The sequence below is a fragment of the Limnofasciculus baicalensis BBK-W-15 genome (genome assembly GCF_024178385.1).
Taxonomy (GTDB): domain Bacteria; phylum Cyanobacteriota; class Cyanobacteriia; order Cyanobacteriales; family Coleofasciculaceae; genus Limnofasciculus; species Limnofasciculus baicalensis.
In genome coordinates this window covers 25762-32891 of record NZ_JAMZMM010000022.1, presented here as the reverse complement: position 1 = coordinate 32891, position 7130 = coordinate 25762, and the positions used below count along the sequence as shown (strand labels likewise).

Here is a 7130-nt window from a genome sequence, read left to right as displayed (position 1 = left end):
GTTTACTGCCACGGCGTCACTCGACTCCCTTATACAAACAGACATAGATCAATAAACTATATTGGCAGTCACCAACGTCCCAGTAGAACCTGCTTTATTATTGTAATGGTTTATTTCCGGATGTCTACCCCTAAGTTGAGGTATTTTTGAATCGGTGAGGTAAGCTTTTGCCTGGAACCCTTTAGAATCGGGATGATTCCGGATTCTGTGGATGGGTAGGATAGAGTTGAAGTTAAATGATGAAGGCTGAAGTCAACACCATAACTAATTCTGTGGTATTGGCTGCGTCAGATGTTAAGATGATCGTTTTTATCATCAGACAAATCCGGTAACTTCCAGATAATTATTTTCTTTTTCATCCTTCATACTTTATCCTTCATCCTTTGTGTGGTATCGAAAATGGAACTATACAACGAACCCCACTCGTATTTGGTCAAACTGGGGGTATCTTATTGGAATGATTGGCGGGAAAGAAACCCGGAGGTGACTCCTATCCTCGCGGGAGCAAATCTGAATTTACTCGATCTCAGTGGCTTTAACCTCAGAGGCGCTAATATTCAGGGAGCTAATCTCTTTGGTACGGATCTGATTGAAGCTGACTTGACGGGTGCGGATCTCACTAAAGCAGATCTTACCGCAGCGGATCTTAGTCATGCTAATTTTAGAGGAGCGACAATCGCAAATGTTCGCTTAATCAGAACTCAAGCATTGGGGACTAGTTTTGAGCAGGCAATATTGACGGGATCTTGTATCGAAGATTGGAATATTGATAGTGCTACTAATTTCAATGATGTTCTCTGCGATTATATTTATCTCAAATCTAAGTATTGCCCAGAAAATAGAGGATACTCTCTGGAAGAGCGCCGCCCTTATAATGGTATTTTTGAACCTGGCGAGTTCAGTAAGTTATTCCAAAAAACCTTAGAAACTCTCGATCTAGTTTTCCGTAATAGCATTGATTGGCAAGCCTTTCTGATGACATTTCAAGAGCTAAATCGGAAACGTGTAGGTTCGGAATTATCTATTCAAGCGATTGAGAATAAGCAGAGAGGAACTTTGGTGGTTAGAGTAAATGTTAGGGATGAAGATAATAAGGCGGAAATTGAGCAATCTTTTAAGCAACTGTATCAGGTAGCACTTGAAGCGACTGAAATAAAATACCTGGAACAACTTGAAGGAAAAGTAGACGATCCAGCTCGTGAGATCGCGTCTTATCGCCAGCGCTATGCTAATCTACAATTCATGATTGAGATGATGGCTTTGAGAAGTGAATTAATCGGGGAATAGGGAATGGGGAATAAGTATAGCAGTCGAATGGGCGGTTAGGACGTTATTCACTCCTGAAACCCTTGATACAACGCCTTTCTTTCCCTACTCCCTACTCTCTACTCCCCCTTAACAAAAACTCCCTGTAGCAAGCCCTAGTTACCAATGAATCTGACTCAAAATATACCGCAAACGATCGTAATCATCCTTCAATAACACACTTAAAGTTCGCCCAGCTTGCACCAACCAACTTCGCTCCGCCTTGCGAATTTGATATACTTCTCTAATCGCTGCTGCCATTAACGCTTCAACTGGCGCTCCATTCACTTGTAACAGAGTCTGCAAAAAATCTAACTTTTCGCTAAATTGAATGATTTCTGCGGGTTGACATTGGTACACCCCCTGATGAACTTGCGGTGGACGAGGTGGCAAATATTGATAAACTTGACTCCTAGAATTATCTTTACCATTCCCCTCCCAACCTGGTGGAATAAATCCAACAATAGCGGCACGAAACTCAGTTTTGATCATGGCAAAAATCTGAGGTTGCTGCTCTCGCAATTCTGCCATAGACAACCCCAAAGCAACTGCTCTGTGGACGGAATCAATTGGAGTCGTAGTGGCATGGTAAACTACCGCCATAATTTGATTCCCCGATTCTTCATCCATCGATTTTACCCAACTACCAAAAGCTGGCATAACTGGAAAGCTTAAATCTTCTGGCTCCAAACATTGAGCCAGAAACTCTGTCGAGGCTGTCTCAATCACCTCAGCAATATGATCGTCGGGGCGATCTCCAACTCCAAACTGTGGTAGGGGAAGACGCATAATTTAGCTGTTGGTTGTTGGTTATTTGTTGTTAGTTATTGATCGAACAAGTAAATGTCACAGGCAAGATGCCTATTCTACAACTAATAACAAATAACCAACAACTAATAACTATTTCCCTTTTTTACCTGCTGTGGGTTCGACAACTTCTAGTTCCGATAACTTGAAAGTTACGATTTTGTCCCAGTTGCCTCCTTCAAACAGTACACCAGCTTTGCCATCGTTCAAGCGTTGGACTAGTCCCTCAAATTTATAGTAAGTGTCGTTGGAATTTACGACGCGAACAGTTGAGCCTGGAAAAATCATAATTGCTAATTGCTAATTGCTAATTGTTTATTATACATCTTATACAAGTAGGGAGTAGGGAGTAGAGGAGAAAACTCAAAACGGACTTCGTCCCGCTGCGCTAACAAAACTCTCTTCCCCCATTCCCAATTTCCTAAAACTTCAATCGATGTCGGTGATTGGCAACAGACTCCACCAAACCAATCCCAATAAAGTTTGCTAGCAAAGCCGATCGACCGTAACTCAACAATGGTAGCGGAATACCAGTAATAGGAGCCACACCAATATTCATCCCAATATTAACGACTGTTTGAAACACAATCATTGAGAGTAAGCCAATCGCTAGCAGAGAGCCAAAGTTATCCTTAGCATTCTGAGCAATAATCACCAAACGCAGACAGATAAGCCAGAAAACGATCAAAACACACAAACAACCAGCAAAGCCCAATTCTTCACCAATGGCAGAGAAAATGAAGTCCGTATGCTGTTCTGGGATAAAGTGGAGTTGTGTCTGAGTACCCTGATTAATTCCCCTACCCCAAAGTTGACCTGAGCCAATCGCAATCCGAGATTGAATTAAGTGGTATCCTCCGCCCAAGGGATCTTTATCGGGATCTAAAAATAGAACCAATCGCTCTTTTTGATAATCCTTGAGCAAACCCCACAATAGATGTCCTAAAAAGCCTGAACCAACATTCACTACTAATGCCCCTATCCCGCCAAACAAAGGCCAAGGTAAGCAGCGCCAGCCAATAAATGCGATCGCAGCTACCCAGACAAACCAAGCGGGGAAAAACACGTTAAAGAGAATAGCCGAGATCACTGGAGATGCCATCAGCAACAACCAGCCTGGATTAGCATTTGCCCAGTAGAGCATCCCAAAAGTAATCGAGCCAAATACTAATGAAGTTCCCAGGTTAGGCTCTAAAAATACAAACATCCAGGGCACTGCTGCTACCCCTAATACTTTAAACATTCCCCCCAAAGTAGAGGCGGGTTTCTCGTGTAAAATTGCTGCTAGGGTAATAATCAATCCAATTTTGGCGAATTCAGAAGGTTGAACGTTAAAACCAAATATATTAATCCACCGTTGAGCGCCATTAGCTGCGCTACCAATCAACATTACCGCCACTAGCGAACAATTGGTGATGGCATAAATAACCCAATGTAATTGCAGTAAGGCTTCATAGCGCGATCGCGCAATCAATAGCGCTATAGTTAATCCAATCCCACCAATCACCCAGTGCCACCACCAATCGGTTAAGCCTGCGTTTAATTCAGCACTGCGAATCATCAGCCCACCCAGTGTGGTGAGAGAAATGGTTAATATCAATAGCTGCCAGTCTAATGCCTGTAATGGCATCAGGATAGACTGCCAGCGAAAACCGAACGACGATCTATTTAGTGGCCTTTGCAACATATTAAGTGGTTAGCGATCCTACTATTTGCAATTAGCGTGACTTAAGTTTGATGTTCAGGAAGTTTAGCTTTATTAACTCGTCAATGCTGCAATAGAGACTTTAGCAGCAATTGCTTTTGCGATCGCAATCAATGCCTTCCCAGAGGCTGAATCTGGTTCCCCAACTACTATTGGCACTCCTCCATCCCCTCCTTCTCGTAAGGAAATTTCTAGAGGAATGCAGCCCAGCAAGGGGATATTCAATTCCTTAGAAGTCTTCTCCCCACCTCCGGAGCCAAATAGATCGTACTGTCGATCCGGTAAATCTGGAGGTATAAAATAACTCATATTTTCGACAATCCCCAATACTGGAACCCCCATTTGCTGGAACATCTTCAACCCTCGACGGGAATCTAACAGAGCCACCGTTTGCGGTGTAGTCACAATTACAGCCCCCGCCATAGGCACAGCTTGGGTTAAAGTTAACTGAGCATCTCCAGTCCCCGGTGGCATATCCACAATCAGATAATCTAAATCTCCCCAAGCCACCTGATAAAGAAACTGGCGAATTACCCCATTTAACATCGGACCGCGCCAAATCACAGGTTGATCCGGATCGATCAAAAACGCCATCGACACCAATTTTACACCGTGATTAAAAGCAGGTTGGAGTACTTCGCCCTGCGCCCCTTGCTGTACCATCACCTTAGCATCTGCCAACCCCAGCATCGTCGGGGCATTTGGACCATAAATATCCGCATCAATTAAACCAACTTTCGCCCCCAACTTTGCCAGGGCTACTGCCACATTCACTGCTACAGTACTCTTCCCCACACCTCCCTTACCACTGGAAATAGCTATAATATTCTTCACTCCATCAATACCCGTCCGGTCAGGCAAAGATTTTTGACTAGGCGTTTCTGCGGTAACATCGACCAGAACCTCTTCTACACCAGGTAGCTGCTTCACCGCCCTCTGACAATCTTCAACAATAAATTCCCGCAATGGACAGGCAGGGGTAGTCAAAACTAAGGTAAAACGAACCGTACCGCCGTCAATCTCGACATTACGGATCATATTCAATTCCACCAAACTCTTCTGGAGTTCCGGATCTTGTACAGGTTTCAATACCTCTAAAACTGAACTAACATCAAGCATAATAAATTTACCGTTCTTGCCGGGATACCCGACTAGGCAGGGCAATATCGTTAATGGTCTTCATATATCTTAATGCCTTCTGGTCAATCGGCGATCGTGTGTGATGAAAAATGGCCAGTAGCCCTCTTATTTGTTTTAATAAATAACAGACAATTTCTAAAAACACTGCCTTGTCCTTTAAAACCTTTACTCTGTAAGCTTTTCAGCTTATTAATTAAAAATTTAGCGATCGCGCTTTTGGTCAGCAACTGGGACAGATGGGGCGGCGTAGCGAAGGTTGTGGCGCTCCCTTCATTGCTTTGTACTTTTGTGATAACTTATTAGTGAGCGGTTAAAACCGCATCTACACAGACAAAACCCGCCTTCGCGGGTTCTTAATTAGTCCGCGAAGGCGGACTTTGTTTGTGTAGCTGCGAATTCCATTCGCCCAGGCTTATTTATTTTCATGTAGCGGCGAATTTCCGAAGCTGATTTTTTCATTAAAAACCAATAGACTGATTAGTTTTAGTAGCCAGTAGTAGGCGATTAATCGCCTACTACTAACAAAATAACTCCCAATCCGGGATATCCCGATCCGGAGGAGACAGGGAGTTTTACCCTCACCCCCAACCCCTCACCCTCAAAAACCAAGTAATTTACATAAAGTAACAAATGAGCAAAGGCTGAAAGTGGCTTAACTTCGTTAAAATTATTGAGATTAATTTTCAATACTTGACGAAATTGCGTCGTTTCAGCTACTATGGTTCAATAATCCAAAGGAGGGCTAATGACCTTTGGTAAATTTTCCACACTATTCCGCTCCACTTAAATATGTTCTAATCTACCAGATGTACTATGTGCAAAATCCGTAATTTTGCACATAGTACCCTCAACAAATTCGCCAAGATAGATTATCATTGATCGACAATAAATCAAGTTAGCCGGATGATAGCTGAATCGTCTTGAACGAGGAAATCTAGCAACTAGTTTGTGTATCGCTTTCAAAAATTGTACCTGTCGTCAGAGGAATGTATTAAGAATGACATCTAGAGGTTTTGCCGTTTCTCTAATATCTAGAATCGCAAAGATGGGAGGGCGCTACTGGTGGCTCTCTTTTTTCTTGTGGATTATCCTGGTAGCACCAGCTCAAGCCGCTAGCGAATTGCGAGTGGCGATTGAAGATGGTGTTAGCCGGGTAAAAGTGGGAAGTTCAACTAATGCGATTGTCCGCGATAGTGCGGGTAAAGAAGTGGGAGAATTATCAGCGATGAACGCTTTTAATGCCCAATCTGGTGGTAGTAGCGTGACGGTGGGTAAATGGCGCTCCGGCTCGCTTTGGATTGAGCCGAAGGATAATGGGTTTGTTTGGATTGGCTCGCGCTGGTATCGAGGCAAAACCCGACTAGTAGCAACTGGCAAGGGTATAATTGCCGTTAATCATGTGGACTTAGACCAATATCTCTACAGCGTGCTGGGTGCGGAAATGAGTCCGAGTTGGCCGATAGAAGCCCTGAAAGCCCAAGCTGTCGCGGCTCGTACCTATGCACTTTATAAGAAAGCAACGGGGGGCACTGATACCTACGATGTGGGTGATACGACTAAATGGCAAGTTTACAAAGGTGTGGAATCGGAGGCGCAAAGTACTCAGGAAGCTTCTAATGCTACCGCTGGGGAGGTTATGGTTTATGGTGGGAAGGTGATTCTCGCTGTCTTTCACTCTGCTTCTGGAGGGCATACGGAAAATGTGGAAGATATTTGGACTGGCGATTCTTTAGCTTATTTGCGCGGTGTGCCAGATTACGATATGGGCGCACCCGTTTATCAGTGGACAAAAACTTTTTCTGCTGGGGAAATTGGGCGGAGAATTGGTGGTGTTGGTGCAGTTTCCTCAATGACTCCAGAACGAACTACGCCTAATGGACGTATTATTACTATGTTAGTACGCGGTAGTGGTGGCTCAAAGCGGGTTAGTGGTGCTGATTTGCGTAAGGTATTGGAGTTAAGAAGTACTTTGTTTACTGTGTCTAAATCTGGCGGTAGTTTTCAACTTGATGGTCGAGGTTTTGGTCATGGTTTGGGTATGAGTCAGTGGGGGGCGCATAATTTAGCTCAACAGGGGACTGGTTATCAGCAGATTTTGAGTCATTATTATCAGAATGCGACTTTATCGAGGATGGAATAGGGATTTGGTAATTGCCAATGGCTAATTGCTATT

General features: G+C 43.7%; 6 protein-coding genes. 2 read left to right on the top strand and 4 right to left on the bottom strand.

Annotated features, from left to right (window positions below):
* Positions 1-399 precede the first annotated feature (399 nt).
* Positions 400-1287, top strand: coding sequence for a pentapeptide repeat-containing protein (locus NJ959_RS04075; protein ID WP_254010473.1), 888 nt, complete (start codon positions 400-402; stop codon positions 1285-1287).
* 138 nt (positions 1288-1425) lie between these two features.
* Here NJ959_RS04075 and NJ959_RS04070 read toward each other — a convergent pair whose 3' ends face one another.
* The 4 genes from NJ959_RS04070 to NJ959_RS04055 form a co-directional block, all read right to left on the bottom strand.
* Positions 1426-2094 carry a hypothetical protein gene (locus NJ959_RS04070; protein WP_254010472.1) on the bottom strand — a complete coding sequence of 223 codons (669 nt, stop codon included), beginning with the start codon at positions 2092-2094 and terminating at the stop codon, positions 1426-1428.
* A 111-nt stretch (positions 2095-2205) separates the two neighbouring features.
* Positions 2206-2400, bottom strand: coding sequence for an NAD(P)H dehydrogenase subunit NdhS (locus NJ959_RS04065; RefSeq protein WP_254010471.1), 195 nt, complete (start codon positions 2398-2400; stop codon positions 2206-2208).
* 133 nt (positions 2401-2533) lie between these two features.
* Positions 2534-3799, bottom strand: a complete 1266-nt coding sequence (gene rodA / locus NJ959_RS04060; protein ID WP_254010470.1) for a rod shape-determining protein RodA — start codon at positions 3797-3799, stop codon at positions 2534-2536.
* A 72-nt stretch (positions 3800-3871) separates the two neighbouring features.
* Positions 3872-4936, bottom strand: coding sequence for an Mrp/NBP35 family ATP-binding protein (locus tag NJ959_RS04055; RefSeq protein WP_254010469.1), 1065 nt, complete (start codon positions 4934-4936; stop codon positions 3872-3874).
* A gap of 1018 nt (positions 4937-5954) precedes the next feature.
* Here NJ959_RS04055 and NJ959_RS04050 point away from each other — a divergent pair.
* Positions 5955-7097, top strand: a complete 1143-nt coding sequence (locus NJ959_RS04050; RefSeq protein WP_254010468.1) for a SpoIID/LytB domain-containing protein — start codon at positions 5955-5957, stop codon at positions 7095-7097.
* Positions 7098-7130: the final 33 nt, after the last annotated feature.

Excerpts from the sequence above, each read along its gene's own strand:
- NJ959_RS04065 (WP_254010471.1), bottom strand. The coding sequence starts at position 2,400 with ATGATTTTTCCAGGCTCAACTGTTCGCGTCGTAAATTCCAACGACACT.
- NJ959_RS04070 (WP_254010472.1), bottom strand. The coding sequence starts at position 2,094 with ATGCGTCTTCCCCTACCACAGTTTGGAGTTGGAGATCGCCCCGACGAT.
- NJ959_RS04075 (WP_254010473.1), top strand. The coding sequence starts at position 400 with ATGGAACTATACAACGAACCCCACTCGTATTTGGTCAAACTGGGGGTA.
- rodA (WP_254010470.1), bottom strand. The coding sequence starts at position 3,799 with ATGTTGCAAAGGCCACTAAATAGATCGTCGTTCGGTTTTCGCTGGCAG.
- NJ959_RS04050 (WP_254010468.1), top strand. The coding sequence starts at position 5,955 with ATGACATCTAGAGGTTTTGCCGTTTCTCTAATATCTAGAATCGCAAAG.
- NJ959_RS04055 (WP_254010469.1), bottom strand. The coding sequence starts at position 4,936 with ATGCTTGATGTTAGTTCAGTTTTAGAGGTATTGAAACCTGTACAAGAT.